General features: G+C 72.6%; 24 protein-coding genes. 10 read left to right on the top strand and 14 right to left on the bottom strand.

All coding sequences use genetic code 11. The features are described 5' to 3' along the window. The first annotated feature begins 123 nt into the window (after positions 1 to 123). A complete protein-coding gene (locus tag Plo01_RS32505; RefSeq protein WP_203894576.1) occupies positions 124 to 897 on the top strand; it encodes a DUF5995 family protein in 774 nt (257 codons plus the stop codon). 173 nt (positions 898 to 1070) lie between these two features. Here Plo01_RS32505 and Plo01_RS32510 read toward each other — a convergent pair whose 3' ends face one another. From Plo01_RS32510 to Plo01_RS32525, 4 genes are all read right to left on the bottom strand, one after another. Next, positions 1071 to 1829 (bottom strand): SAM-dependent methyltransferase, encoded by a 759-nt coding sequence (locus Plo01_RS32510; protein ID WP_203894577.1) that lies wholly within the window; start codon positions 1827 to 1829, stop codon positions 1071 to 1073. Positions 1830 to 2274: 445 nt separating this feature from the next. Next, positions 2275 to 3249 (bottom strand): aldo/keto reductase, encoded by a 975-nt coding sequence (locus Plo01_RS32515; RefSeq protein ID WP_203894578.1) that lies wholly within the window; start codon positions 3247 to 3249, stop codon positions 2275 to 2277. A 426-nt stretch (positions 3250 to 3675) separates the two neighbouring features. Next, a complete protein-coding gene (locus Plo01_RS32520; RefSeq protein WP_203894579.1) occupies positions 3676 to 4218 on the bottom strand; it encodes a hypothetical protein in 543 nt (180 codons plus the stop codon). A gap of 52 nt (positions 4219 to 4270) precedes the next feature. Next, a complete protein-coding gene (locus Plo01_RS32525; RefSeq protein ID WP_203894580.1) occupies positions 4271 to 5161 on the bottom strand; it encodes a sulfotransferase domain-containing protein in 891 nt (296 codons plus the stop codon). Between the two features lie 474 nt (positions 5162 to 5635). Between Plo01_RS32525 and Plo01_RS32530 the strand changes: the two genes are divergently transcribed. From Plo01_RS32530 to Plo01_RS32540, 3 genes are read left to right on the top strand one after another with little or no spacing between them, the layout of a single operon-like run. Further along, the gene (locus tag Plo01_RS32530; RefSeq protein ID WP_203894581.1) at positions 5636 to 6073 is read left to right on the top strand and encodes a helix-turn-helix domain-containing protein; all 438 of its coding nucleotides are present in this window, start codon (positions 5636 to 5638) and stop codon (positions 6071 to 6073) included. Further along, positions 6070 to 6975 (top strand): alpha/beta fold hydrolase, encoded by a 906-nt coding sequence (locus tag Plo01_RS32535; protein WP_203894582.1) that lies wholly within the window; start codon positions 6070 to 6072, stop codon positions 6973 to 6975. Before Plo01_RS32530 ends, Plo01_RS32535 begins: the two co-directional genes overlap by 4 nt. Continuing rightward, positions 6968 to 7366 carry a DUF4180 domain-containing protein gene (locus Plo01_RS32540; RefSeq protein ID WP_203894583.1) on the top strand — a complete coding sequence of 133 codons (399 nt, stop codon included), beginning with the start codon at positions 6968 to 6970 and terminating at the stop codon, positions 7364 to 7366. The genes Plo01_RS32535 and Plo01_RS32540 overlap by 8 nt, the downstream gene beginning before the upstream one ends. Positions 7367 to 7400: 34 nt before the next feature. On the opposite strand, the gene Plo01_RS32545 is transcribed toward Plo01_RS32540, so the two are convergent. From Plo01_RS32545 to Plo01_RS32555, 3 genes are all read right to left on the bottom strand, one after another. Further along, positions 7401 to 7784 carry an STAS domain-containing protein gene (locus Plo01_RS32545; RefSeq protein ID WP_203894584.1) on the bottom strand — a complete coding sequence of 128 codons (384 nt, stop codon included), beginning with the start codon at positions 7782 to 7784 and terminating at the stop codon, positions 7401 to 7403. Beyond that, positions 7781 to 9337: a PP2C family protein-serine/threonine phosphatase gene (locus Plo01_RS32550; protein WP_203894585.1), complete on the bottom strand. Its 1557-nt coding sequence runs from the start codon at positions 9335 to 9337 to the stop codon at positions 7781 to 7783. The genes Plo01_RS32545 and Plo01_RS32550 overlap by 4 nt, the downstream gene beginning before the upstream one ends. A gap of 192 nt (positions 9338 to 9529) precedes the next feature. After that, a complete protein-coding gene (locus Plo01_RS32555) occupies positions 9530 to 9907 on the bottom strand; it encodes a hypothetical protein (RefSeq protein ID WP_203894586.1) in 378 nt (125 codons plus the stop codon). 139 nt (positions 9908 to 10046) lie between these two features. On the opposite strand from Plo01_RS32555, the gene Plo01_RS32560 reads away from it, so the two are divergent. Beyond that, complete coding sequence (locus Plo01_RS32560; RefSeq protein WP_203894587.1) at positions 10047 to 10985, top strand: MBL fold metallo-hydrolase; 939 nt, start codon at positions 10047 to 10049, stop codon at positions 10983 to 10985. Positions 10986 to 11098: 113 nt separating this feature from the next. Here the strand turns inward: Plo01_RS32560 and Plo01_RS32565 are convergent, their stop codons facing one another. Then, positions 11099 to 13051: a S9 family peptidase gene (locus Plo01_RS32565; protein ID WP_203894588.1), complete on the bottom strand. Its 1953-nt coding sequence runs from the start codon at positions 13049 to 13051 to the stop codon at positions 11099 to 11101. 183 nt (positions 13052 to 13234) lie between these two features. Here Plo01_RS32565 and Plo01_RS32570 point away from each other — a divergent pair, with 183 nt between their 5' ends. Next, positions 13235 to 14311 (top strand): class I SAM-dependent methyltransferase, encoded by a 1077-nt coding sequence (locus Plo01_RS32570; protein ID WP_203894589.1) that lies wholly within the window; start codon positions 13235 to 13237, stop codon positions 14309 to 14311. A gap of 136 nt (positions 14312 to 14447) precedes the next feature. Here Plo01_RS32570 and Plo01_RS32575 read toward each other — a convergent pair whose 3' ends face one another. Beyond that, the gene (locus Plo01_RS32575; RefSeq protein WP_203894590.1) at positions 14448 to 15269 is read right to left on the bottom strand and encodes a hypothetical protein; all 822 of its coding nucleotides are present in this window, start codon (positions 15267 to 15269) and stop codon (positions 14448 to 14450) included. A gap of 37 nt (positions 15270 to 15306) precedes the next feature. Continuing rightward, a complete protein-coding gene (locus Plo01_RS32580) occupies positions 15307 to 16077 on the bottom strand; it encodes an SDR family NAD(P)-dependent oxidoreductase (protein WP_203894591.1) in 771 nt (256 codons plus the stop codon). Positions 16078 to 16108: 31 nt separating this feature from the next. Here Plo01_RS32580 and Plo01_RS32585 point away from each other — a divergent pair, with 31 nt between their 5' ends. Next, positions 16109 to 16693, top strand: coding sequence for a carboxymuconolactone decarboxylase family protein (locus tag Plo01_RS32585; protein WP_203894592.1), 585 nt, complete (start codon positions 16109 to 16111; stop codon positions 16691 to 16693). 46 nt (positions 16694 to 16739) lie between these two features. Here the strand turns inward: Plo01_RS32585 and Plo01_RS32590 are convergent, their stop codons facing one another. Beyond that, complete coding sequence (locus Plo01_RS32590) at positions 16740 to 17570, bottom strand: helix-turn-helix transcriptional regulator (RefSeq protein ID WP_203894593.1); 831 nt, start codon at positions 17568 to 17570, stop codon at positions 16740 to 16742. A gap of 113 nt (positions 17571 to 17683) precedes the next feature. Here Plo01_RS32590 and Plo01_RS32595 point away from each other — a divergent pair, with 113 nt between their 5' ends. From Plo01_RS32595 to Plo01_RS32605, 3 genes are all read left to right on the top strand, one after another. Beyond that, entirely contained in the window at positions 17684 to 18388 is a 705-nt protein-coding gene (locus Plo01_RS32595) for an SDR family oxidoreductase (RefSeq protein ID WP_203894594.1), read from the top strand. 76 nt (positions 18389 to 18464) lie between these two features. Then, on the top strand, positions 18465 to 19901 hold the full coding sequence (locus Plo01_RS32600) for a glutamate-cysteine ligase family protein (protein WP_203894595.1): 1437 nt from the start codon (positions 18465 to 18467) through the stop codon (positions 19899 to 19901). 86 nt (positions 19902 to 19987) lie between these two features. Further along, positions 19988 to 21031, top strand: a complete 1044-nt coding sequence (locus tag Plo01_RS32605) for a hypothetical protein (protein WP_203894596.1) — start codon at positions 19988 to 19990, stop codon at positions 21029 to 21031. Positions 21032 to 21063: 32 nt separating this feature from the next. On the opposite strand, the gene pcp is transcribed toward Plo01_RS32605, so the two are convergent. The 3 genes from pcp to Plo01_RS32620 all read right to left on the bottom strand — a co-directional run bounded on the left by pcp (position 21064) and on the right by Plo01_RS32620 (position 24725). Continuing rightward, positions 21064 to 21708 carry a pyroglutamyl-peptidase I gene (gene pcp, locus Plo01_RS32610; RefSeq protein ID WP_203894597.1) on the bottom strand — a complete coding sequence of 215 codons (645 nt, stop codon included), beginning with the start codon at positions 21706 to 21708 and terminating at the stop codon, positions 21064 to 21066. Positions 21709 to 21801: 93 nt separating this feature from the next. Further along, positions 21802 to 23772 carry an endonuclease/exonuclease/phosphatase family protein gene (locus tag Plo01_RS32615; protein WP_203894598.1) on the bottom strand — a complete coding sequence of 657 codons (1971 nt, stop codon included), beginning with the start codon at positions 23770 to 23772 and terminating at the stop codon, positions 21802 to 21804. Positions 23773 to 23831: 59 nt separating this feature from the next. Continuing rightward, positions 23832 to 24725: a hypothetical protein gene (locus Plo01_RS32620; RefSeq protein WP_239317502.1), complete on the bottom strand. Its 894-nt coding sequence runs from the start codon at positions 24723 to 24725 to the stop codon at positions 23832 to 23834. Positions 24726 to 24783: the final 58 nt, after the last annotated feature.

Raw genomic sequence — 24783 nt, forward strand, 5'->3', positions numbered from 1 at the left:
CCCGCCCGGCCGTACCTCCGCGTCTTTTTACTCGCGGAGAGTGTGTACGGCGACGCTGCGGAAGCATCCTGTCGTCAGCAGGATTCCCGCATGCCTCTTCTCATGGAAACCCCGGCTCATGCCGTGAATCTTGTCTGTCCCCGCACGCCGGACGGCCCCGAGGGCGTCCTGGCGGCCCTGCGGGAGGTGTCGGGCGCGCTCCGCGAGGAAGGAGACGCGCGGGCGATCTTCCCCGACGTCTACGCGGTGATCACCGAAGGGGTGGTCGCCGGAATGTCCACCGGCCTCTTCGCGGAGCCCGAGTTCATGTCCCGGCTGGCCGGCCGGTTCGCCGCGCGCTACCTGGAGACGCTCTCCTGGTCCCTGTCCGGCCTGCCGCAGGACTGCGCCGCCTGGTCCATCGCCTACGCCCAGGTGGGCAGGCCCGGCGTGGCCGCGATCCAGCACGCCGGGCTCGGCATCAGCGCCCACATCAACTTCGACCTGGCCCTCGGCGTCGCCGAAGTGATCGGCGAGCTCGCCCCGGAGCGCGACCCGGCGCTCATGGGCGTGTTCAAGCGCGACTACGACGCGGTGAACCCGATCCTGGAGACCGCCATGCCCCGGGTCATGAGACTGCTCGCCGAGCGGTACGGATGCCCGCTCTCCCCGCTGTTCACCGGTCCGCTCGGCGGCCTGACCGGCGGCCAGGCGCTGGCGGTGGTCGCCCAGTGGCGGGAGCAGGTCTGGCGCAACGCCCTCGGACTGCTGGAGGCGGACGGCGAGGCCGGGCGGCGGGCCGTCGTGGACCGCATGGAGCTCGACTCCCGGGTGATCGCCCTGCTCGTCGCCGGTCCGCCCCTGGTGGGTCCCGCGGTGGCCCTGGCCCGCCGCGTCCCCCGGCTGCTCGCGGCCTGACCGCGGATCCCGCGCCTCCGCGACCGGGGACCCCGGACCGAGAAGATCGGCTCCGGGATCCCCGGCCGTATCGGGAGGGCCGACCGCGGTGCCGGGCGACCGGGCGCGACACCGGGCGACCGGGCGCGACGCCGGGCAACCGGCCGCGGTGCCCGGGAGAGCCGGCCGGGGGGCTACGGCCGCCGCGCCACCAGCAGCAGCCGGGGGCTGCCGAACCGGAAGGGCGCGCCGTCGGCGTCGCCGTACAGCTCGGCGCCGGTGAACCCGGCCTCGGTGACCAGCCGGACGACCTCGGCCGCCGTGTAGACGTGCTGCACGGACGTCCCGCGGTGCTCCTGCGCGCCCCGGCGGAAGGTGAACGAGGTCAGCCAGCGGCTGTTGACGACGTCGTACTCGTTGACCGAGACCGCCTCCACCCCGCCGAACGTCATCGGCGGTTCCTCGAGGGCCAGGTTCGGCAGCAGCGACTCGGCCACGAACGCGTAGTCCAGGACCAGGGCGCCTCCCGGAACGACGATCCCGGCGAGATCGGACAGGAACGCCTGCGTGCCGGCGTGCTCCAGGTAGCCGAAGGCGTTGCCCATGCAGATCGCCGCCTCGGCCCGGACGTCAGCGGGCGGCTCCCGCATGTCGCCCACGCGCAGATCGACGTCGAGCCCTTCGCGGACGGCGACGTCGCGGGCGTACGCGATGGCCTCGGCCGACACGTCCAGGCCGGTGACCCGGTGTCCGAGCCGGGCGAGTCCGAGGGCGTGCCTGCCGCTGCCGCAGGCCACGTCCAGCACCCGGGACCCCGGACGGAGCCCGGCCAGGCGGGTGATGAAGGCGACCTCGGCCGCGGTCGCCGCCTCGGGTACGGCCGCCCGCCAGAAGGCGTTGGGCAGCTCGGTGAAGAAGTCCGCGTACCACGCGGACAGGGAGTCATGTGACACTTCGTGTGCTCCAGATCGTGTGCGCGGCGAACCTGCGCCGCGCGGGCGAGAAAGAGATCTCAACGAACCGGGGCACAGGAGAGCGGCGCGTTCACGCGCGCAGGCGAGCGGGCGCGTTCGCACACGCCGGCGAACGGCTGCCGCCCTGACGGACGGACGCGTCCGCGCACGCCGACGAAGGGCTGTCGCACCGACGAACCGGCGCGTTCACGCGCGCCGCGACGGCCGCTCCGTCATCCGCCCCGGTATGGCCGGGGGGTAACCATGGCATCGCCTTCTCGTGATCGGCCGGGCAGGCCGCCCGGCGGGAGCAATCTCCGCTGAGCCTACGACCCTCCGTACGGCCGTCTCAACGGAATAAAACGGAATAAACGGCCCCGGGCACGGGGCCGGCCGGCTTTCCGCCCGGCCGGCCCCCGTACGCGGGGGTCCGGAGCCCGGTCCGTCAGTGGCTGATCGGGCGGGGGCGGTACGGCTCGGCGAGGAACGCGACCTCCTTCTCCGTCAGCGCCAGGTCCACCGCGGCGACGGCGTCGTCCACGTGCCGGTCCTTGGTCGCGCCCACGATCGGGGCGGTCACCCCCGGCTGGTGGAGCAGCCACGCCAGCGCCACCTGGGCCGCGGGAGCCTCGCGCTCGCGGGCCACCTGCGCGACCCGGTCGAGGATCTGGCGGTCGTTGTCGGCGTCGGTGTAGAGCGCCTCGATGCGCGCGTCGCTCCCGGCGCGGACGGTGGTCTCCTCCGATCCGGCGCGGGCGAGCAGACCCCGGGCCAGCGGGCTCCACGGGATGATCCCCACCCCCTGGTCCCGGCAGAGCGGGTTCATCTCCCGCTCCTCCTCGCGGTAGAGCAGGTTGTAGTGGTTCTGCATGGACACGAACTTCGTCCAGCCGTTGCGCTCGGCCACGTGCTGGGCCTTGGCGAACTGCCAGGCCGCCATGCTGGAGGCGCCCAGGTAGCGGGCCTTGCCCGCCTGCACGACCTCGTGCAGCGCGGCCATGGTCTCCTCGATCGGCGTCTCGTCGTCCCAGCGGTGGATCTGGTACAGATCCACGTGCTCGACTCCCAGACGGCGCAGCGAGGCGTCGATGCCGGCCATGATGTGCTTGCGCGACAGGCCCCGGTCGTTGACTCCCCTGCCGACGGGGAAGAACACCTTGGTGGCCAGCACGTAGTCGTCCCGGGACCGGAAGATGCGGCTCAGCAACCGGCCGGTGACCTCCTCGCTGGCCCCGCCGGAGTAGACGTCGGCGGTGTCGAAGAACGTGACCCCGGCCTCGGCGGCCCGCCGGACGATCGGCTCGGCCGCGGCCTCGTCCAGCACCCACTCGCCCCAGCGGTCCGGATCGCCGTAGCTCATCATGCCCAGACACACTCGCGAGACCTTCATCCCCGTCGAGCCCAGACGGACATACTCCATCGCAAACCCTCCCGATCTTGCTGACGGTCCCAGCCTACGGCCGCCGTACGGCGAGGAGGCAGGCGCATGTCGGGGCGGCGACGCGAACGGCCGCGGCGGCGGATCGGCGGGCCGTCGAGCCGGTTCGGGGCCCGGTGGCGGAGGAGCCGGTCACTCCTCCCGATCGCCGTCGAGGACGCGGATCGCCCACTCCAGAGACCCGGTGCGCACTCCAGGCTGGCCCTCTCCTCGTACTCGCCCACCGCACCGCTGATCATCCGTGCCACGGTCCCGGGGACGCCGCGCATCTGGTCGGCGGTGACCTGCTCGTTCGGGGTGGCCTTCAGGTAGAGCTTGCCGAGGTAGGGGATGCTCTCGGGATCCCGGACGCCCGCCTCCGGCCGGGGCGGCGGCTGACCGGAGGGCGGGTGGCGCGTGCGGGGGGCGCTAGTTGGCGCAGTCCTGCGAGTTGAGGACCAGGCCCAGCTGGGAGATCTTGCTGTTCCGCAGGATGAAGATGTAGTGGGCCTTCGGGTTGCCCGGGATGGTGGCGTAGCGGTATCCGCTCGCGGCCGTCTTGAGCTTGGGGTACGCCTTCTTCAGCTGCTTGAAGGTGGAGCCGAGCCTGATGCCCTGGGGGGTCGCGACGCCCTTGGGGGCGAAGATCGCGGCCACGCCGTACCGCTTGGAGATGAGCAGGCCCTGGGCGTTCGGGTGCGCCTTCAGGATCCAGGTCGTGCAGGTGCCCGTGTCGCCCGTCCGCTTGATCTTCCCGGTGGCCTTGGCCTGCTTGGCGCTCATCCCCAGCTTCACGCCGCCGTATCCGAACGGCCCCAGCGTGCCTTTCGCATACGCGGCGGACGCGGCGGACGCAGTGGAGGCGGTGGGCCCGGCGGCCGCGACGGGGAGGGCCCCGGCCAGGAGCACGCCTCCGGCCAGTGCCGCCACCAGTGCCGGACGGCTCAGCCGCTGAACGGTCGCATTCCCCATCGTTGTTTCCTCATTTCAGATGAAATATCCGTTTTATGGTGAAAAAAGAAGATTAGCGGTGCAGCCACTCCAGCAGGTCCGGCGGGGCCAGCCGGCGCGTGCGCTCGTGGTAGCGGGCGAGCTCGTCACCGGTGAGCAGCTCGCGGCCCGAGCCGGACGCGCCCCGGCGGAAGAACGCGGCGGTGTCCTTGAGCACGCCGGCGGCGTTCGGCGCGAGGCGGTCGGAGCGGGACTTCATGCTGTCGAACGTCGCCGCCTCCACCAGTGTCGGCCAGAGCTCCTCCGGCACGCTGACCTCCAGCGCCCGGGCGAGCCGGCGCATCTCGCCCTCCAGGTCTCCCAGGAGGTCGTCGTAGTGCACCAGCAGGACGTTCGGCTGCCGGAGGCGCCGCGCCCAGGCGTCCGACAGGTGCCACATCACCCCGGGCAGGGAGTCCATCTCCTCGGCGGGCGACACGTCCTCGTCCACCCATCGGAGCAGCCATTCGCGCAGCTGGGGTTTCGGCGCCGGCGGCCCGGAGGGCTCCGGCCGGTTCGTGAGCGCGCGGATCCGGTCGTGGTCGAGGTTGCCGCCCTGGTGGTAGAGCGACACGGCCATGTCGAGCGGGTGGCGGGCCACCACGACGTAGGTGGCCCGCTCGTCGATCGGGACCCCGTCGAGCGGCGTGTGCGTCTTGACGAACCGCCGGTGCGGCTGGGCCGCGAGCCGCGCGTACACCTCGTCCTCCGGGACGACCAGGTGGTCCAGCCACGGCGACAGCTGCGACAGCGGTTCCGGGAGGTCGGGAGTCTGGAAGACCAGCAGGGCGCAGATCATCTGCATCCATGTCGTGCCGCTCTTCGAGCGGGTGCTGATGACGATGTCGCCCTGCCGGAAGGGGAATCCGTTCCACCGGCCGCTGTCCTCGTCTTCGGACCTGTATCTCGTCGGGGGCTTGGACATACGCCGTCTCCTCCTGTCTGCCGATCCAGTGACTCCGGCCCCGGCCGTCCCGCGGGCGGGAGGCCGGGCTCGCGGAGCTCTCCGCGGGGGCGCGGGGCGCCCGAGGGTACCGCGCGCCGGAGCGGTCGCGCCCGTCGATATCGCACCGCCCCGCGGTGCGAGGCCGGCTTCAGACCATGCGGCTCATGCGGCTCCGCGGTGGGGGATCGGCTCCGGGCGGCGCGCGTGAGCACCTCCGGCGGCCGCCGGCGCGGCGAGGGCGGAAGAGCGCTTTCTCATGAGGGGAACGCTACGGATCCCCGCTTGTCGATGACTTGATCATGACTTGTGACGCGCTCCGGGCGTCCCGGACGGGCGCCAAGGTTTCGATCTGCGACATCTCGCCTCGAAAACTCCCTATCACCCCCTATATCACTCAACATCAAGAAGTATGGTGTACTTTGGGGAGTGTATCGGAACGATAGGGAGGGGTCGATGTCTCAGCGGCCGTACTCGGTCGAGCAGGTGGCCGACCTGCTGGGCCTGCATGTCAAGACGGTGCGCGGCTACGTGCGCGACGGCCGGCTGAAGGCCGTCCGCATCGGCAAGCAGTACCGCATCGCGCGCGAGGACCTGGAGGCGTTCACCGGGCATCCGGTGGAGCCGCCCGCCGCCGAGACGGTACGGCGCAGCCGGCATGTCGAGATGTCCGGCATCGTGCAGATCGACGCGATCGGCCGCGAGGAGATGAGCCGGTTGAGCAACACGCTCATGGCCGCCGTCGCGGTCCGGCCGTACGGGGACGGGAACCTGCGCGTCGAGACGGTCTACGACGAGGAGAGGGGCAGCATGAAGATCATTATCCTGGGCGGCCTGGACGACGCCGCGGAACTACTGAAGATCATCAACACGCTTGTGAAGGAGCCCGCATGACCGGCGTTCGCCCTCCGCTCGGGGCCGAGGACGTCCGCTACACCTCCGCGGAGGGCGCCCGCGCCGTCGAGCGGCGCTACCGCGAGCTGCTGGAGCTGTGGCCGGTGCCCGCCGAGCACCTGCGCGTCCCGACCCGCCAGGGCGAGACCTTCGTCGTGGCCTGCGGGCCGCCGGACGCGCCGCCCGTGGTGCTCCTGCACGGTTCCGGGATCAACAGCGTGATGTGGGCGGAGGCGACACCGGCCTGGTCGCGGCACTTCCGCCTGTACGCCGTCGACATGATCGGCGAGCCGGGGTTGAGCGCGCCCTCGCGGCCTCCGCTGGACTCCGACGCCTACGCGCTCTGGCTGGACGACGTGCTGGCGGGGCTGGGCGTCGAGCGCGCCTCGTTCGTGGGAGTCTCGCTCGGCGGGTGGCTGGCGGTCGACTACGCCACCCGCCGCCCCGGGAGAGCGGGCCGGCTGGCGCTGCTGTGCCCCGGCGGCATCGGCGGGCAGAAATACGGCATGCTGCTCGTGGCGCTGCTGCTGCAGCTGTTCGGCCGGCGGGGGAGGCGCCGGGCGATGAACCTCATCCTGGGCCCCGAAGCCTCCGTCGCGTCACCGGAGGCCGCGGTGCGCGGCGAGTACATGACGCTCATCCACGCGCACTTCCGGCCCCGCCGCGAGAAGCTCCCCGTCTTCGCCGACGACGCCCTGCGGCGGCTGACCATGCCCGTGCTGGCGGTCGTCGGCGGGCGGGACACCCTCCTGGACTCCTCCGGCACCCGGCGGCGGCTGGAGCGGGCCTTACCCCACGCCGACGTCCGGTTCCTGCCCGGCGCCGGGCACCTGCTGCCGGAGCAGACCGAGGAGATCGCCGTTTTCCTGCGCGCGGCGGAGAAGGTCCCGCATCATGACTGACATGCTCCAGAGCATCGGCGGCGTCATGGTCCTGGTGTGCGGGCAGGACGGCCCGAAGCTGCACGGGGACCGCGACGCCACGGACCTCATCGGGGAGGCCGCGTACGGCGGCGCCGACTGGGTGGCGATCCCGGCCGGCCGCCTGAGCGACGACTTCTTCCGGCTGCGCACCCGCGTCGCCGGTGAGATCGTCCAGAAGTTCGTGATGTACGGCCTGGGCCTGGCGATCGTCGGGGACGTCTCCCCGCACACGGCCGTCAGCACCGCCCTGCGGGACTTCGTCCGCGAGTGCGACCGGGGGGTCCACACCTGGTTCGTGTCCGACATCGACGATCTCCGCGACCGGCTGGAACGCCTCCCGTCGGGACGGGCCGTCGGCCGGGGCCGATGACCCGTCCCGACGGGAGGCGCCGCCGGACGGCGGACTAGGGGGCCGCGGCGGGACCGGGAGTCGCCAGGGCGGCCTCGACCGTGGGGAACACCGGGACGCGGGAGACCACACCGGTGATCCACAACACGCGGGCGGCGCCGTGCTCCACCGCCACCAGCGACAGCCGGCCGCCCTCCTCCTCGGCGCGTCTCCAGCAGGAGACCAGCAACCCCGTCGCACGGGAGTCGAGGAAGTCGGCCTCCAGGAGGTTCACGACGAGATTCGGGCCGAACCGGGCGAACGCCTTGTCGAGGAAGTCCTCGGCGAGCCGGTGCGTCGTGTAGTCGAGTGTTCCCTTCACGGTCACCACCCCGGTGTTCCCGGCGTCGGCGGTGGCGAACTGAAGGGGAGCGGTCAGGATGCGGGGATCGGACATCATGACACTTCCGGAACGATCGAGCTGAGGTGGGCAACCAGGATGCAGGTGTCGTCGCTGGTGTTGCTCGGCGCCAGGGCGTTCGTCACCGCGGCCAGCTGGTCGGCCGGGGCCGTTCGCAGGACGGCGGTGATGGTGGCGCTGAGGATGTCCAGACCCTCGAAGAGGTCGCGGCCCGGGCGTTCGATGAGGCCGTCGGTGAACATCACCAGCAGGTCGTTCGGTTCGAGCTGCACGCTCGCGCCGACGTAGTCGACGTCGTCGAAGACGCCGAGCAGCACGCCGGGCTGGAGCAGCCGGTGCACGACGCCGTCCCGGACCAGGAGCATGGGAGGGTGGCCGGCGTGGGTGAAGGTCAGCCTGCGGTCCTGCGCCCGGAAGCGGGCGACGAGGGCGGTGGCGAGCACGTCGGGGCGCATGCGGCGGAGCAGCCGGTTGAGCGTCACGAGGATCTGCTCGGGAGTCTGGTCCGCGAAGGCCAGCCCGGTGATCGCGTGACGGAGCTTGGCCATGGCCGAGGCGGCGGCCAGGCCGCTCCCCGCGACGTCGCCGACGGCCAGCAGCGCCTCGTCGTCGTTCAGGCCGATCGCCTGGTACCAGTCGCCGCCCAGCGGGGCGGTCGCCGCGGCGTCGTAGCGGACGGCCACCCGCAGGCCGGGCAGGGTGAGGAACTCCTCCTGCACCGGCAGGACGATGTGCTGCAGTTCCGCGGTGAGCCGGGACTCCTCCACCAGCCGCTGCTCGGCGGCGGCGAGCTGGTCGGCGGTGCGCCGCCAGTCCGTGATGTCCTGGATCAGGCCGTGGACCTCGATGGGCCGGCCGGTCCCGTCTCTGCTGATCTCGGCCACGTTGCGCAGAAGGCGGTAATCGTCGCCGACCCGGACGCGGATCTCGTACTCGTACGGGGTCTCGACGGTGTTCATCGCCTCCACCGCGCGGTCGATCACCGTCAGGTCGTCGGGGTGGGCGATCTCGCGGTACCGCTCCAGGTCGATCGGTCCGTCGGCCGGGTCCCGGCCGTGGATGCGGTACAGCTGCTCGGACCACTCGATGTCGCCGGTGACGAGGTTCCAGCGACCCCAGCCGAGGTTGCCCAGGCGTTCGGTCTGGGCCAGCCGCATCGCCAGCCGGTCGTCCTCGTCGTTGCGGATCCAGCTGACGAGCAGCCCGCCGAAGACCCTGGCGACCTTGACCGTGTAGACGGAGTGCCGGGGGACCCCCTCGGAGGCCTCGGTGTACGGGTAGCGGACGATCTCTCCAGGCTCGCCCGTCTCCATCACCCGCAGGTAGAGCCCGTGCAGGGGGCCGGCGACGATGGACGGGTACGCGCTGAACGGGCGGGTGCCGATCAGTTGCCTCCCGGCCCTGCCGCGGATGTCCCGGGCACAGGAACTGGCCGCCCGCGCCTCGAAGTCGAGGATCTCGCCGGCCCGCCCGCGGACCGGCACCATCCAGACCGTGTCGGTGGGGGAGCCGTCGAGCACGGCCTGGATCGCCGCGGCGACGTCGGTCTCTGGTCTGGACGGTTCGATGGAACCGTCTGATGGCGGAGTCATCACGGTCGGCCCGGAAATGCGATCACCTTCATCTACGACCCAAGGGCCCTCGCACGGGGCCTGCTGCCGGGAGCGGGCGCACCAAAGGGATGTCTCGAGTCTCTCATGCCGTGGCCGTACCGGCGCGGGCGAATCCCCAGTGAGTGTTCGAAGATACCTGATCGCGATGGGTGCGCCGTCGTCGCGCCCGGCTCACGGGTGGCCGGGGCCGGCGGCCGCCGCGTGAGCGCGGCGGACCGCCGGGATCCGGCTGAGCTGGAGGAGGCTCAGGCCGAACATCAGCACGCCCAAGGGGATGTGCAGGGTCTTCATCTGCGCGATGCCCAGCGCCACCTGCGCCAGCGTGAGCCCCAGGAACCCGGCCGCGTACAGGATGGGCCTGGGCGAGCCGCCACCCGGCCGCCACACCAGGACCGCGGTGACCAGGTGCAACAGCGCCGCGGTGAACACCCCGTACGCCGAGACGCTGTGCAACGTCCGTCCGCCGGGCGAGGACAGCAGCAGCCCGGCGGTGATCGGCGTGGTGAAGAGGGCCAGGGTCTGCACGATGATCGCGACACGCAGGAACACGGGTGACTCCTTGACGACTGCGGGACGGGTGGGGACGGCGGCGATGACGGCCGGGACGCTTTCCTGCGCGCTGGACGGCGTCTCATGAGTCCGACGAAACGACCGCCGGAAATGTGAGGTTAGATCGACAATGTTGGATATGAGCTCATCGCGGCACGACCACGCCCTGCCTCCGGCCCGCGTGGAAGAGATCTCTGACGGCGTCTACGCCTACATTCAGCCCGACGGGAGCTGGTGGATCAACAACACCGGTTTCCTCGCCGGGAGGCGCGGTGTGATCAGCGTTGACTCCTGCGCCACCGAGCGGCGCACCCTGGCCTACCGCGAGGCGATCAGGTCGGTCACCGACCGGCCGGTCACCACGCTGGTCAACACCCACCATCACGGTGACCACACCTTCGGCAACTCCGCCTTCCCCGAGGCGACCGTCGTCGGGCACGAGCAGACCCGCGAGCGGATCATCGAGGAGGGCGTCTCGGAGTATCTGAACGTGGCCTGGACCCCCGTCGAATGGGGGAATCTCAGGACCGACCCGCCCTTCCTCACCTACGCCGACGGGATCACCCTCTACTCCGACGACCTGCGCTGCGAGGTCCGGCACGTGGGCGTCGCGGCGCACACCACCAACGACTCGATCGTGTGGATCCCGGAGCGGAGGGTGCTGTTCTCCGGGGACCTGGTCTTCAACGGCGGCACGCCGTTCGTGCTGATGGGCTCGGTGCCGGGCGCGCTGAGGGTGCTCGACGACCTGGAGGCCCTGGGCCCGCAGACGATCGTGCCGGGACACGGCGGGGTCTGCGGGCCGGGCGCCATCGACCGGGTGCGGGGATATCTGCGGTTCGTGCTGGACACCGCCGAGCGCGGCCGCAAGGCCGGCCTCTCGCCGCTGGAGACGGCGCGCGAGACCGACCTGGGGGAGTACGGCGAGCTGGGCGACCCCGAGCGCATCGTCGGCAACCTGCACCGGGCCTACGCCGACCTCGACGGCCTGCCCCCGGGCGCGCCGATCGACGTGCCGACCGCGATCCTGGAGATGATCGACTTCAACGGGGGCAGACCGCTGACCTGCCTGGCGTGACGAACGCCGAGGGACGGGCGGCGCGACGCCTCAGGGAGTGCGCGACGCCTCAGGTCAGGCAGGGCGGGACACCCCGGGGAGGGCGCGACGCCCCGGGGCGTGCCGGACGCGGCTCAGGGGGCGAGGTGGCGTGACCACCACTCCAGGACGGCCTCGAAGCGCTGGAGCCGGTGGCGGGGCCGCCCGCTCCGGGTGAGCTCGTGGCCCTCGCCGGGGAACAGCAGGAACTCGACCGGGACGCCGTTCCTGCGCAGGGCCACGAACATCCGCTGGGCCTGCTCGACCGGGCAGCGCCAGTCTTCCTCCGAGTGCACCACGGCGAACGGCAGCGTGATCCGGTCGGCGTGGTAGAGCGGGCTCATCGCGCGCTGGGTCTCGGCGTCGGGGCCGCAGTAGGCCTCGGCGAAGAACCAGCCGATGTCGGAGGAGCCGGTGAAGGAGTCCCAGGCGTTGACGGCGCGCTCGCTCCAGGCGGCCTTGAAGCGCGACCCGCGGTGGGCGGCCAGCCAGCTGGTCATGAAACCGCCGTAGGAGCCGCCCATCACGCCCACCCGCTCGGGGTCGCACTCGGGCTCGGCCAGCGCCGCGTCCAGCAGCGCGAGCACGTCGTCGGCGTCCACGGTGCCGAGCGCGCCGACCACGGCCTGACCGTGGGCCTGGCCGTACCCGGCGGAGCCGCGCGGGTTGGGCAGGACCACCGCGTATCCGGCGGCGGCGTAGACCTGGGTCTCGTCGAGGAAACCCCAGCCGTGCTGGTGGAACGGGCCGCCGTGGACGTTGAGCAGGACCGGGTGCGGGCCCTGGCCCTCGGGCACGGCCAGCCAGCCGTGCACCGGGTGGCCGTCGGGGGCGGTGGCGGTGATCTCACGGAGCGGGCGGGTGCCGGGCAGCGGGCCGCAGAAGTCGGCGATCACCCTCCCGCCGGGGACGGCGGTGTGGCCGGGCCGCCCGGCCTCGGATCCGGTCTCGGCGCCCCGGCCGGCCTCGACGACCTGCCCGGGGTGCTCGGGGGAGGAGACCACCGCGACGGTGCGCCCGCCGTACGACGCGAACGCCTTCACGCTCGCCCGCTCGCCCAGCACCACCGGCAGCTTCTCCAGCGGCGCCCCGGCGGAGTCGCGGGGCACCAGGCGCAGCTCGACCGCGCCGCGCACGCGCACCGCGACCAGCGCGCCGTCCTCGACCGGGACGGGCGGCAGCGCTTCGCAGTCGACCGACTCCTCCTCGGTCAGCCGCGTCCCGGTCGCGGGATCGCCGTCGACCGCCAGGGGAGCGCGGTAGAGGCCGGTGGCGCGGGCCACCGCGTGGATCCCGGTGAACTCCGTGCCGAGGTAGAGCACGTGCCCGTCGGGGAGCACCGCCGGAAGGGTCGCGGAGCCGTCGCTGCGGACGACCGGGATCGGCTCGCCGCCGCCTGCCGGGACCGCGTAGAGGTCGGTGTTCAGGCTCTCCGGGTCGAGGCCGCGCGGGGCCGAGACCAGCAGGTGCTCGCCGTGCCAGCAGGGGGCCTCGACGCCGCAGCGGCCGTCGGTCAGCGCCACCGGCTGGGGGAGGTCGGCCAGGGCGTTCACGACGTACAGCACCTGGGGGCGGTCCATCACGAAGCCGATGCCGTCGCCCCGGTAGCGGAAACCGGTGATCCGGCGCGGGGCCTCGGCCGCGGCGCCCACGCCCTCCTCGGTGCCGTACCGGCCGGGCTCGGGAGCGCGCGCGACGAAGGCGATGCGCCGCGAGTCGGGCGCCCAGACCGGGGCGCCCGCGCCCAGCGGCAGGTCGGTGATCGGCCGCGGCTCGCCGCCGCCGGTCGGCATCACGTGCAGTTGCGGCTTGCCGCCCCCGCTCGCCCGCAGGAAGGCCACCCAGGCGCCGTCGGGGGAGATCTGCGGCGCGGTGTCGTGGTCGCCGTGGGTGAAGCGGACGGCCGGGCCGTCCTGCGGGATCCGCCACAGGCTCCCGCGGTAGGCGTCGGCCTCCAGATCGGGGTGGGCCACGTCGGTCAGCAGGAGATCGTCGTGGAGGGCGAGGGTGCCGGGGGCGCGGAGCATGGCGAGATCTTCTGGGCGCATGCCCTGGGACGTTATCACCGCATGGCCGGGGGCATACGTGGTCCTGATCCTCTTGTGGAGAACGGTATGCCACCTCCTGGGGCTGTGCAGAACGGCGACCGGGTACCGCTTGAGTGATCGATGAAGTCATGACACGTTGGGATAAAGCCGGTGAATGGACACTCAGTGGTCTCCGCGAAACAGATGATCTCTCGCGTCGTGTACGGCTCCCGCTACGACAAGGTCCCCTGGGGACAGCGGGTCTACGTCCGCCCGGGCGAGCGGCTGGCCCGGGAAGTCCAATGGCAGATGCGGCTCCGCCGCGCTCCGGTGATCGCATTGGACGATTACCGGAAACAGACGGATCTCGGGGAGATCGAGGAGTTCGTCACCTGCCATATGTGCGGTGACACGCGCCAGCAGCCGCTCTTCACGCCCACCGACGGCAAGGGGAAGTGGAGCTACCGGGTGGTGCGCTGCCCGGCGTGCGGCTTCCTCTACCGCAACCCCAACATCCGGCCCGAGCGTCTGGGCGACCTCTACTCCAACAACTACAGCGGCTTCCTCACCGGGGACTACGCCGCCGGCCGCCAGCGCCGCTACCGGCTGACCATGGACGCCTTCAGCCCCGTGTTCGACGACGGCCACGACGGGGAGAGGCGGCGGCGGCTGCTGGACTTCGGGTGCGGGGCCGGGCTCTTCCTGGAGCTGGCCGAGCAGCGCGGGTTCGACGCGCTCGGCATCGACCTGTCGCCGGACTCGGTGGCCGAGGCCAACCGGCGGCTCACCCGGGGTAAGGCCTACTTCGGCGTTCCCGACGAGGTCCCGGAGATCGCCAAGGGCGGCTTCGACGTGATCACCCTCTGGTCGGTCCTGGCCCACCTGCCCCGGCCGCTCCAGGACTTCCGGAAGTTCCGCAGCCTGCTCGCGCCCGGGGGGGTGCTGCTGATCCTCACCGTCAACGCCGCGTCCCTGCAGCTGAAGGCGTACGGCAGCAAGTGGAACGGGTTCACCAAGAACCACCTGATGTTCTACTCGTCCCAGACGATGCCCGCGCTGCTGCGCCGTACCGGATTCGCCGGCGTGGCCTTCGAGCCCTTCTACGGCGACACCATCGAGGCGGGCACCACCAAGCTGCCCGAGCCGCTCCGGCAGCGGCTGCGCCGCAACGTCAAGGCGGCCGACGGCGGCAACATGCTGCGCGCGCTGGCCTTCGCCGACGACGAGGCGATCGAGCGCTGGGGCGGCGGCCTGGACGTCCGCCGCCTGCACGAGTCCTAGGCGGGTGAGCCCGGACCCGTCCGGGCCGCGGGCGTGACGAAGGGGGCTGAGGATCGACGCGTGACGGACGGCCTCAGCCCCCTTCGCGCCGCGCCGCATGCCGGGATCGATGACCGGCTCGCCGCGGCGGGAGGACTCAGTGGTGCCTGGGCACCGTCACGGGCGCGCTGAACGGGAGCACGAAAAGCGGTCCCGTCACCACGGCGCGCTCGCTGCCCGGGCCGAAGGGGAGGTCGGCGATCTGCCTGCAGGTGCCGCGGTCCTCGATCCCGTAGACGGCGTTCTGTCCGTCGCGCCCGGAGTCGAAGCGGCCGATGAGCGAGATGCGGTCCCGCACCCGTCCCTTCTCGTCGACGAAGAAGCCGTGGATCGGCGCCGTGACGGAGAAACCGTCCGCGGTCAGGACTTCCTGCACCAGATCGGAGATCAGGAAGCGCAGCGTCCTGCCCTCGGCGTCGGTGACGGTTCCTTCGAGCACGCCGACGAACGGGGTGAAGATGCCCGGCGAGCCGGTGGCGAAGCCCTCGGTGTACGGCAGCGGCCGCCTGGCGAATTGCGAGATCCGCCACGTGCGTTCGAAGGTGCCGGTCCTGATCGTGTACGTGCCGTTCTTGCACTCGAAGGGGCGCAGCGTGCGCCCGGTGAGGTCGATCGTCTGCCGCTCGATCGGGTTGCCACCGGCCGGGTCGCCGAACCTCTCCTCGTCGATGCGCACGTCGATCGCGCGCGGTGACAGCTTCAGCACGAAGCCGGGGCCGATGGCCGTGACCCGGAACCGGTTCTCTCTGATCTTCAATCCGGGGGCGCCGGGTCGCTCGGGGGCGCCGGCCTGGGCGTGAGCGGCGGGCTGCGCGTGATCGCCGGGCCGGGCGTGAGCGGCGGCCGCGGGCAGGAGGCCGACGGCCAGTGCCGCGAGAACGGTGACGACGCTTCGGGTGACAGGGGTGTCGGGACTCATGGGTTCTCCCTCGCAATCGCGGCGATCATGGCGGGGTTCACAGGAGGGTGAGCCCTCCGTCCACGGCGAGGACCTGGCCGGTGACGTAGCTCGCCTCGGCCGAGAGCAGGAAGGTCACGACGCTCGCGACCTCCCAGGCGGTGCCCTGGCGGCCCATCGGGATCATCACCCGGTCGCGGTGCTCCCAGAGCTTGGCCGCGTCCCGGCCGAGCGGGGTGTCGATCAGGCCGGGCGCGATCAGGTTGGACCTGATCCCCAGGCCCGCGCCCTCCAGGGCGACATGCCTGGCCAGGCCGATCAGGCCCGCCTTGGAGGTGTCGTAGGAGGGGATCAGGCTGCCCGGCCGGAGCCCGGCGACCGACCCGATGAAGACGATCGACGCGCCGGAGCCCAGCAGCGGCAGCGCGCCCTTGCAGACCAGGAAATGGCCGCGCAGGTTGACCGAGAACACCCGGTCCCAGTCGTCGGCGCTGGTCCCGGCCAGGGCCAGCCCGGCGCCGATCGCGGCGTTGAGCACGATGCCGTCCAGCCCGCCGCCCGCCGCGGCCTGCCCGGCCAGCGCCTCGCAGGCCGCGCCGTCGGCGAGGTCCACGGTGAGCACCTCGGCCCGCCCGCCCTCGCGGGTGATCCACGCGGCGGTCTCCGCCGCCGACTTCTCGTCCACGTCGGCGCAGACGACCGCGGCGCCCTGGCGCGCGGCCTCGACCGCGATCGCCCGTCCGTTCCCGACCGGAGGATCGGGGTCGGGCGAGGGGCGGGTGCCCGCTCCTACGACGAGCACGCGTTTGCCTACCAAGCGATCGTTCACATGCGTGATCGTAATAAGTAATCTCTGATCCGTGAATCCCAGAGTCGAGCCTCTCCCGCCCGAGAAGTGGGATCCGTTCCTCGCCCGGGTGGTCGAGGGCACCGGTCCCTACCACGTCTTCACCACCCTCGCCCGCCATCCCGCCCTGTTCCAGGCGTGGATCGGCTTCGGCGCGGCCCTGCTGTACGGCACGCTCCCCGCCCGGGACCGGGAACTGGCGATCCTGCGCACCGCGCACCACCGGGGCAGCGCCTACGAGTGGGCCCAGCACGTACGGCTGGCGCGCGAGGCGGGCCTGACCGACGCGGAGATCGAGGCCGTCCGCGAGACCGGACCGGCCGGCGCGGAGGAGACCGGAGACGGGCCGGGCGCCCCGGAGAGCGGGGTGATCGGCGGCGGCCACGTGTGGGACCCCGCCGACCGGCTCGTCCTCGACGTCGCCGACGAGCTCCGCGCGCGCGGCGACCTCGCCGACGCCACCTGGCGGGCGCTGTGCGAGCGCTACGACGAGCCCGGCCGGATCGAGATGGTCATGCTCGTCGCCCACTACGACATGCTCGCCGTCGTCCTGAACACCCTGCGCGTACCCGTGGAGAAGCCCGGTCTGATCCCGTGACGCCCGCCCGCGCCCGGTGCGCCCGGTGCGCCCGGTGCGGGGCCGGTCAGCGCGGCGTGTCCTGGAGCATCCTGAGCATGCGCAGCGCGTCGTGGGACGGGGAGCCGGGGACGGTGGTGTAGAGGACCACGCGCTGGTCGCGGTCGGGGATGTGCAGCACCTGGCAGTCCACCTCGATCACGCCGATCAGCGGGTGGTGCATCTGCTTGCGCTGGTCGCGCTGGACCGCCACGTCGTGCGCCGCCCACATCTCCCCGAACTCCGGGCTGGCGGCCAGCATCTCCGCCACCAGCCCGCCGATCGACGGGTCGCCGGGATGGCGCGCGGCGGCGGCGCGCAGGTCGGCGACCGCGGCCCGGGCGAAGCGGCCCCGCCCCGGCTCGCAGAGCCCCACGCGCAGGTCGGGGGAGCGGAAGACCCAGCGGATCATGTTGCGCTCCTCGGGCGCGGCGTCGTCCAGACCGTGCAGCACGCCCGCCAGCCGGTTCCACACGAGGACGTCGTACTTGGGATCGATCACGTAGGCGGGCGTGTCCACCAGCGACTCCAGCATGTTCAGCACGCCGTCCGGAACCTCCCCGGACGGCCCGCCGCCGGGCGCCGGGGCCTCCCCGGCCAGGTGGAACAGGTGCGCGCGCTCGTCGCCGGTCAGCATCAGCGCGCGGGCCAGCGCGCTGAGCACCTGGCGGGACGGGCGGGGCCCGCGGGCCTGCTCCAGCCGGATGTAGTAGTCGATCGACATGCCCGCGAGCTGGGCCACCTCCTGGCGGCGCAGGCCGGGGGTGCGTCTGCGCCCGGCCTCGGGCAGCCCGGCCTCGCGCGGGGTCAGGCGGGCGCGGCGGTTGCGCAGGAATTCGGCGAGCTCGCTGCGGTTCATGCCTCCAGCATGGCCGATGCGCGGCCGGACGCGTCGCGCCGTGGGTGGTACCGCCGATCCCAGTCTCGCCGGGTCTCTCCCGCCCGGAGCGGGGCCCCGGCACGGTGAGACGCATGATCGCTCTCATCACGGGTGCCAACAAGGGCATCGGATACCAGACCGCCAAAGCGCTCACCGAGGAGGGGCACACCGTCCTGCTCGGGGCCAGGGACGCCGGGCGCGGGCGGCGGGCCGCCGACGAGCTGGGGGCCCGCTTCGTCCAGCTCGACGTGACCTCGGCCGAGTCCGTCGCCTCCGCCGCCAAGTGGATCGAGGAGGAGTACGGCGTGCTCGACGTCCTCGTCAACAACGCCGGGATCCTCATCGGCCACGAGGACTCGGTCCCCAGCGCGACCTCCGTGGACACGCTGCGCGCCACCTACGAGACCAACGTCTTCGGCGTGGTCGCCGTCACCAACGCGATGCTGCCCCTGCTGCGCCGGTCGGCGGCGGCCCGGATCGTCAACCTCTCCAGCGGGCTGGCCTCCCTGACCCGCCTGACCGACCCCGACGACGAGTTCTGGGCCATCAACTACGCGGCCTACAACTCCTCCAAGACGGCGCTGAACATGATCACCGTGTCCTACGCCAAGGAGCTGGCCGGCACCCCCATCAAGGTCAACGCCGCCGACCCCGGCTACTGCGCGACCGACATCAACGGCCACAGCGGTCCCCGCGAGGCCGCGCAGGGAGCGGCGGTCGCCGTACGGCTGGCGCTGCTCGGCCCCGCCGGCCCGACGGGCGTCCACCTGGGCGACGACGGCGTCGTCCCCTGGTGATTTACGTCTCCCGCAGATTAGAAGGCCGTTCACAGGAGAGAGGGGAGGGACGAGAGCCAATCGAACGGACGGTGTGATGGGGCAGAGAGTCGACAAGGATCGTTACTCCGAGGCGGAGTTCGCCCGCTTCGGGGAACGGCTGGCGGAGCAGCTCGCTCAGCTTCACGAGCTGCTCGCCCGGCCGGGGTTCGGGACGGGGCCCACGACCATCGGCGCCGAGCTGGAACTGTTCCTCACCACCCCGGACGGCCACCCGTTCCCCCGCAACCACGAGGTGCGCGACGCCGCCGACGACGACCGGCTCACCCTGGAGCTGGGCCGGTTCAACCTGGAGGCCAACCTGACCCCGCTGCCGCTGCCGGGCAGGCCGTTCACGGCGCTGGAGCGGGAGGTGCGCGAGGTCGTCGCCAAGGTGGACGCGGCGGCGGCCACGCAGGGCGGGCGGGCGGTGGCGATCGGCATCCTGCCCACGCTCGGCGAGCTCGACTTCACCCACGAGACGATGAGCGACGAGAGCCGCTACCGGGCGCTGAGCCGGGGCATGCGGCGGCTGCGGGTGGAGCCGTTCCGGGTCCGCATCCACGGGGTGGAGAAGCTGGAGCTGGAGGTGCAGGGGGTGATCCTGGAGAGCGCCAACACCTCCTGGCAGATCCACCTCCGCACGCCCCCCGCCGACTTCGCCCGCGTCTACAACGCCGCCCAGCTGGCCATGGGCCCGGTCCTGGCGGCCAGCGGGAACTCCCCGGTCTTCATGGGCAGGCGGCTGTGGGAGGAGACCAGGATCGCCCTGTTCGAGGAGTCGGCCGACGACCGCGACCTGGAGCGGCTCGGGCGCAGGGACCGGCGGGTGGCCTTCGGCTCCGGCTGGGTGAGCAGCGCCGAGGACATGTTCGCGGCGTGCGTGCGCGACTACGAGCCGATCCTGCCGATGATGACCTTCGGGGGGGAGCGGGAGGCGGCCGGGGACGGGGACGTCCCCCGCCTGGACGAGCTCCGCCTGCACCAGGGCACGGTGTGGCAGTGGAACCGCCCGGTGTACGACCCGGGCGACGGCGGGCACCTGCGGGTGGAGATGCGCGCCCTGCCCGCCGGGCCCACCCCCGTCGACATGGTGGCCAACTCCGCGTTCCTGCTCGGCCTCACCTCCGCCCTGGCCGTCGAGCCGGTGGAGGAGTTCCCCTTCGCCTCCGCCTACCGGAACTTCTACCGGGCGGCGATCAACGGCCTGGACGCCTCTCTGGCCTGGCCCGGGCGGGAGGGGGAGACGCCGGCCGCCGACCTGGTCAAGGACCTGCTGCCGGTGGCCGCGGCCGGGCTCGACCGGGTCGGCGTGGAGTCCGGCGAGTCCGGGCGCATGCTGGAGATCGTCCAGGAACGGGTCACGCGGCGCCGTACCGGGTCGGTCTGGCAGCGGGAGGCGCTCGCCGCCGCGGGCGGGGACGCGGCCCGGATGGTGGCCCGCTACCGCGAGCTGGCGCTGACCGGGGAACCGGTGCACACCTGGCCCCGGTAAAGGCGGACCTAGGCAATAGCGACATACTTCTGAACTCCGCACCATGATCCGCCAGACTGGTGGAAAAAGGGGGGAAGGAGTTCTTTGTGAGCACGATGACGCCCGTACCGCCCGAGCCGTTCCAGCTGAGACGCGGTGCCGCCGGCCCGCCGGCCGGGCTGGAGGTGCTGGCTCGGGAGCTCGACCGGGTGCCATTGAGCACCGTGCTGTCCAAGGCCAACCGGGTGGCGGTGCGCAAGGGGGCGGAGGGGACCGGGGCGTTCGGCCCGATGCGGCCCCGGCCGGTCGACTGGTACGCCTTCGAGGGCAGGGACAACGACGTCACCGCCTGGTACCCGCAGGGCCTGACCAGCTCCGCCGACGCGGGCGTCCCGGGGAACGTGCTCGTCGTCAGCTGGTACTTCAAGCCCGACGACGCCCCCGAGCGGGGGGTACGCCTGTCGTTCATGAACACCGCGACCCTGCGGTACCGGCATGTCCTGCTCGTCTCGGTCCGCCCGGACGGGAACATCGTCCCGATCGACATCCACGCCGGGGGTGTGGCCTGGTACGGGGACCTGCTCTACGTCGCCGACACCACCCGGGGGTTCCGGGTCTTCGACGTCCGGCACGTCTACGAGGTCAACGGCGGCGACGAGGAGGCGATCGGCAGGACGAAGGACGGGGTCTACAACGCCTTCGGCTACCGCTACGTGATGCCGCAGACCGGCTCCTGGACGACGACCACCGGCACGGCGCGGTTCTCCTTCGCCGCGATCGACCGCACGGGGGAGCCCGACCTGCTGGTCTCCGGGGAGTTCGTCGACGACCCGACCCGGGCCGGGCGGGTCGCGCGCTGGCCGCTGGCGGCCGACGGCACGTTGCGCGCCGACGCGAACGGCGTCGCCCCCGCCCTCGACGCCTACGGCCTGCCCGCGCAGAAGATCCAGGGGGCGCTCTCCCAGGGCCGCACCTGGTACCTCAGCCAGTCGGCGGGATCGGGACGGAACGGCACCCTGATCGTGGCCGGCGACAGACTCGTCCGCAGGCAGTACCCGATCGGCCCGGAGGACCTCACCCGGCTCGGCGACCGGCTGTGGAGCGTGAGCGAGTTCCCCGGCCGGCGGGTGGTCTACGCCGTTCCGCTGTGACCGCGCGCCGCTGACGGCCGCGGCCGGCGGCGTCAGTGGATGGCGCCGCCGACCAGGCGCAGGTCGTCGTGGAGCAGGAGGGCGGCCGTCACGATCGCGGTCAGCGCCTCGGCGACCAGCGGGACCGGCATGGACGGCGCGGCGTGGTCGAGGACCTGCTCCGGGGCGTACGGCACGTGCACGAAACCGCCGCGGACCTCCGGGAACTCGGTGGCGATCAGGTGCATGAGGCCGTAGAAGACGTGGTTGCAGACGAACGTCCCGGCGCTGTGCGACACGCTCGCCGGGACCCCGGCCTTCCGCGCCGCGGCCACGCACGCCTTCACCGGCAGCGTGGAGAAGTACGCCGCCGGGCCGCCGGGGACCACCGGCTGGTCGATCGGCTGCTCCCCGGCGTTGTCCGGGATGCGGGCGTCGTCGAGGTTGATCGCGACCCGCTCGACCGTGACCGCCTCCCGCCCGCCGGCCTGCCCGACGCAGACGACCACCTCGGGCTCGTGCTCGATGATCGCCTCGCGCAGGCGCCAGGTCGCCTCGCCGAACACGCACGGCAGCAGCGCGGAGTGCACGATCAGCTGCTGGACGGCGTGCCCCTGCTCGACCAGCCGGACCGCCTCCCACGACGGGTTGACGGTCGCGCCGTCGAACGGATCGAACCCGGTGAGCAGGGCCCTCATCGCCGCTCCGCCGGGAGGGAACCGGCCGCCGCCCCGCGGAACCCGCGGCCGCCATCACAGACCATCACCGGTTGGTTCGTCATAGGACGAACACTACTTAATGGGAACAAGGGTGACGGCGATGGGGCGGTGGTCGGAGTGGTCGATGTCCGGGTTCGCATGGTCCCTGCCGGTGAAGCCCGGGGTGACCAGGACGTGGTCGATCTGCTCGGGGGAGTCGCCGGGAATCGTGCGGAACGGCCGGACCGGGGCGATCGGGTCGGTCAGCCCGGAGTCCAGCAGCACCTTCCAGGCCGGGTCGGCGGGCTCGATGTTCAGGTCGCCGGCGACGACCACCGGGCGGTCCCGCGCGGCCTCCCGCACGATCCCGGCGAGCTGCTCCACCTGGTCGAGCTCGCGCCAGCCCGGCGGGGGCTGCAGGTGGGTGCCGATCAGCGTGACGTCCCGCCCCCGCCAGCGCAGCCCGATCTCCAGCGCCTGCGCGCCCGTGGGCCCGCCCTGGACGAGCACGTGGTTGCGGACCGAGGTGACCGGCAGGTTCGTCAGGATCGCGTCGCCCCACACCTCGTCGGCCGCCGGGGCCCAGACGAATCGCATGCCGAGCCGCTCGGCGATCAGCCGCACGTCGTCGTGGCCGCCGTTGAGCAGCCAGCCCCGGTCGGCCTCGCTGAGCACGACGACGTGCGGCCGCATCTCCCTGAGCGCGTCGGCCTGCCGGTCGAGCGAGAGCCGGCCGGGCTCGCCGTACCCCATCCTGATGTTGTAGGCCGCCACGCGCAGGCCCTCCCCGGCGGGCTCCCAGGCGGGGACCGGCCCCCGCCAGAGCGGGACGGCCGCCGCGAGCACGGCGGCGGCCACCGCCCCGGCGGTCACCGCGAGGGCGGGCGCCCGTCCCCCGGCCCCGCCCGTCAGCCGGGAGGCCCCGGGCAGGCTCAGCGCGGCGACCAGGAGCGCGGCGGCGATCGGCACCCAGTCGTTGGGCAGGTAGAGGTCGTAGGCGGCGTAATAGGCGAAGACGAGCACGACGAACAGCAGCATGCCCCCGGCGGCGGCCAGGCCGCGCCGGGCGGGCGCGCCGGGTCCCGCGGACGCGGGGGACACGGGGGACGCGGCCGCGTAGGCGAGGCAGGCGACCAGGGACAGCTGGCCGAGGACCTGGGCGGCGATCAGCGCCCGCGGCGAGACGCCGTGGATCCCGCCGATCGCCGGGTGCAGCAGGGCGAAGGCGGCGGCGGAGGCGACCAGGACGACGCCCGGGACCAGCGGGTGCCACCGCCACGGCGGTACGGCGGGCAGCAGCGACAGCACCGCGGCTCCCGCCACGACCGCCGCGACCCACCCGGGGGCCTCGACCGTGGACTGGGCGTAGGCGCCGTTCCCGGTGTACAGGCCCCACAGCAGGAGCGCGGGGCCGACCGGCAGCCAGGCGCGAGGCCCGCCCGCGGCCTCCTCCGGCCGTCCGGCGCCCGCGCCGCCGGAGGATCCGGGATCCGTGCCATCGGGGGATCCGCTGTCCGTGCCGCCGGGGGATCCGGCGTGCCGCGCCTCTCCCGCCGGGGTCCGGGAGCGGACCAGGAACGCCGCGAACAGCGCCAGCTCGACCGCCAGGAGCAGCCAGGGGACCGGCCCCGCCCGCCACATCAGGTCGACGCCGTCCAGCGCCGCGTGGATCACGGTGGAGGCCGCGAGCCCCGCGGCCACCCCGGCCAGTGCGGGCCGGGCGTCCCCGGCGGTCATCGCGGTGGCGACCAGCCAGACCAGCCCGGCCAGCAGCCCCGCGCTGGCCACGTAGAGCTGCGGGGCCCCGCCGCCGGTCAGCTGCAGCGCGGCCCGGGCCGAGAGCAGCAGGACCCCGGCGCCCAGCGCGATCCGGTGCGCGGGCACCAGGCGGGCCAGCGGCACCGCGAGGAAGGCCGCCGCGAACCAGGACAGGGCGTACAGGCCCATCAGCTCGGCGGGCGTGCTGCCCGCCCGGCCGAACAGCGTGATCAGTGACGGCAGGAAGACCCGCAGCACGTCGGCCAGTACGACCATGCCGAGGGTGACGTCCAGGCGGATCCGCATGCCCACCTCCAAGGAATGTGAGCCATCCTCGCTTCCTTGGGGGATCCTGGCAAGAGAGCTCAGGTCTCGGCGGGGCCGTCGAGGTAGCGGAACGCCTCGTGAGCGGAGTGCACGCTGTCGCGCAGCGCCTGCTCCAGCCGGGACGCGTCCCGGGCCAGGTGGTCGATCTCCGGTACGGCGAACGCGTTGGCGCCCGTCTCGGCGAGCAGCTCCTCGTACCGGGGCAGCCGGGAGCGGAGCAGCTCGATCTGCTCGTGGGCGCGCAGCGCCTGCTCGGCCTCGGCCACATGGCCGGCGTAGCGTTCCAGGGCCTCGACGCGGGCGACGACGGCGGCCTCGCTGGCGACCAGCGCCCGCTCCAGCGGCTCCATCGCCGCGAGCACCTCGGGGGAGCCGCCGCCCCGGGTGAGGTCGTGGTGCTCGCTCCGCAGCGCCGACAGCTTGGCCAGCAGTCGGGCGATCTCCCATTCCTGCGCGGGGAGCATCACCGAGTTGCGCACGTCGTCGAGCATCCCCCTGCCGTTGACCTCGGAGCCGAGCACGTAGTCGACGGTCTGCCGGGTCCGCTCGCGCAGCAGCTCGGCGGAGTAGTCGAAGTCCTCGGGCAGCAGGTAGCGTCCCTCGTACCAGCGGGCGTGGCGGTAGACGTCGTACTCATAGGTCTCCGGCTCCATCGGCTCCTTGGCGGCCAGGTGCCCGATGACCGCGACGAAGAGGAAGAGCGCGGCGACGAACAGGAAGATCTGCCCGCCGTCCGCGACGAGGAGGACACCCAGGAGGAGGAGCCCGGCGAGCGTCCCGCAGGCCTGCAGGGCGCGGACGGCGAGCTTGGAGGAGCCGGAGTGCGGTTCGGGGGTCCATCCGGCGCGGATTCGGGACAGAAGGGGACCGTTCCGGCGGAACAGCTCGGCGACCTCCGCCGGCACCTCCGGATCGACCACCACATGGTGCACCGGCTCGCCCCCTTCCTCCGGTCTCCCCGGTAGGACCGTAGTCAAGAAAGCTTATATT

It is taken from the genome of Planobispora longispora (genome assembly GCF_016863135.1).
Taxonomy (GTDB): Bacteria; Actinomycetota; Actinomycetes; order Streptosporangiales; family Streptosporangiaceae; genus Planobispora; species Planobispora longispora.

Coding starts and splice junctions, on each gene's coding strand:
- Plo01_RS32515 (WP_203894578.1), bottom strand. CDS start 3,249: ATGGAGTATGTCCGTCTGGGCTCGACGGGGATGAAGGTCTCGCGAGTG.
- Plo01_RS32520 (WP_203894579.1), bottom strand. CDS start 4,218: ATGGGGAATGCGACCGTTCAGCGGCTGAGCCGTCCGGCACTGGTGGCG.
- Plo01_RS32525 (WP_203894580.1), bottom strand. CDS start 5,161: ATGTCCAAGCCCCCGACGAGATACAGGTCCGAAGACGAGGACAGCGGC.
- Plo01_RS32530 (WP_203894581.1), top strand. CDS start 5,636: ATGTCTCAGCGGCCGTACTCGGTCGAGCAGGTGGCCGACCTGCTGGGC.
- Plo01_RS32535 (WP_203894582.1), top strand. CDS start 6,070: ATGACCGGCGTTCGCCCTCCGCTCGGGGCCGAGGACGTCCGCTACACC.
- Plo01_RS32540 (WP_203894583.1), top strand. CDS start 6,968: ATGACTGACATGCTCCAGAGCATCGGCGGCGTCATGGTCCTGGTGTGC.
- Plo01_RS32545 (WP_203894584.1), bottom strand. CDS start 7,784: ATGATGTCCGATCCCCGCATCCTGACCGCTCCCCTTCAGTTCGCCACC.
- Plo01_RS32550 (WP_203894585.1), bottom strand. CDS start 9,337: ATGACTCCGCCATCAGACGGTTCCATCGAACCGTCCAGACCAGAGACC.
- Plo01_RS32560 (WP_203894587.1), top strand. CDS start 10,047: ATGAGCTCATCGCGGCACGACCACGCCCTGCCTCCGGCCCGCGTGGAA.
- Plo01_RS32565 (WP_203894588.1), bottom strand. CDS start 13,051: ATGCGCCCAGAAGATCTCGCCATGCTCCGCGCCCCCGGCACCCTCGCC.
- Plo01_RS32570 (WP_203894589.1), top strand. CDS start 13,235: ATGATCTCTCGCGTCGTGTACGGCTCCCGCTACGACAAGGTCCCCTGG.
- Plo01_RS32575 (WP_203894590.1), bottom strand. CDS start 15,269: ATGAGTCCCGACACCCCTGTCACCCGAAGCGTCGTCACCGTTCTCGCG.
- Plo01_RS32590 (WP_203894593.1), bottom strand. CDS start 17,570: ATGAACCGCAGCGAGCTCGCCGAATTCCTGCGCAACCGCCGCGCCCGC.
- Plo01_RS32595 (WP_203894594.1), top strand. CDS start 17,684: ATGATCGCTCTCATCACGGGTGCCAACAAGGGCATCGGATACCAGACC.
- Plo01_RS32600 (WP_203894595.1), top strand. CDS start 18,465: ATGGGGCAGAGAGTCGACAAGGATCGTTACTCCGAGGCGGAGTTCGCC.
- pcp (WP_203894597.1), bottom strand. CDS start 21,708: ATGAGGGCCCTGCTCACCGGGTTCGATCCGTTCGACGGCGCGACCGTC.
- Plo01_RS32615 (WP_203894598.1), bottom strand. CDS start 23,772: ATGCGGATCCGCCTGGACGTCACCCTCGGCATGGTCGTACTGGCCGAC.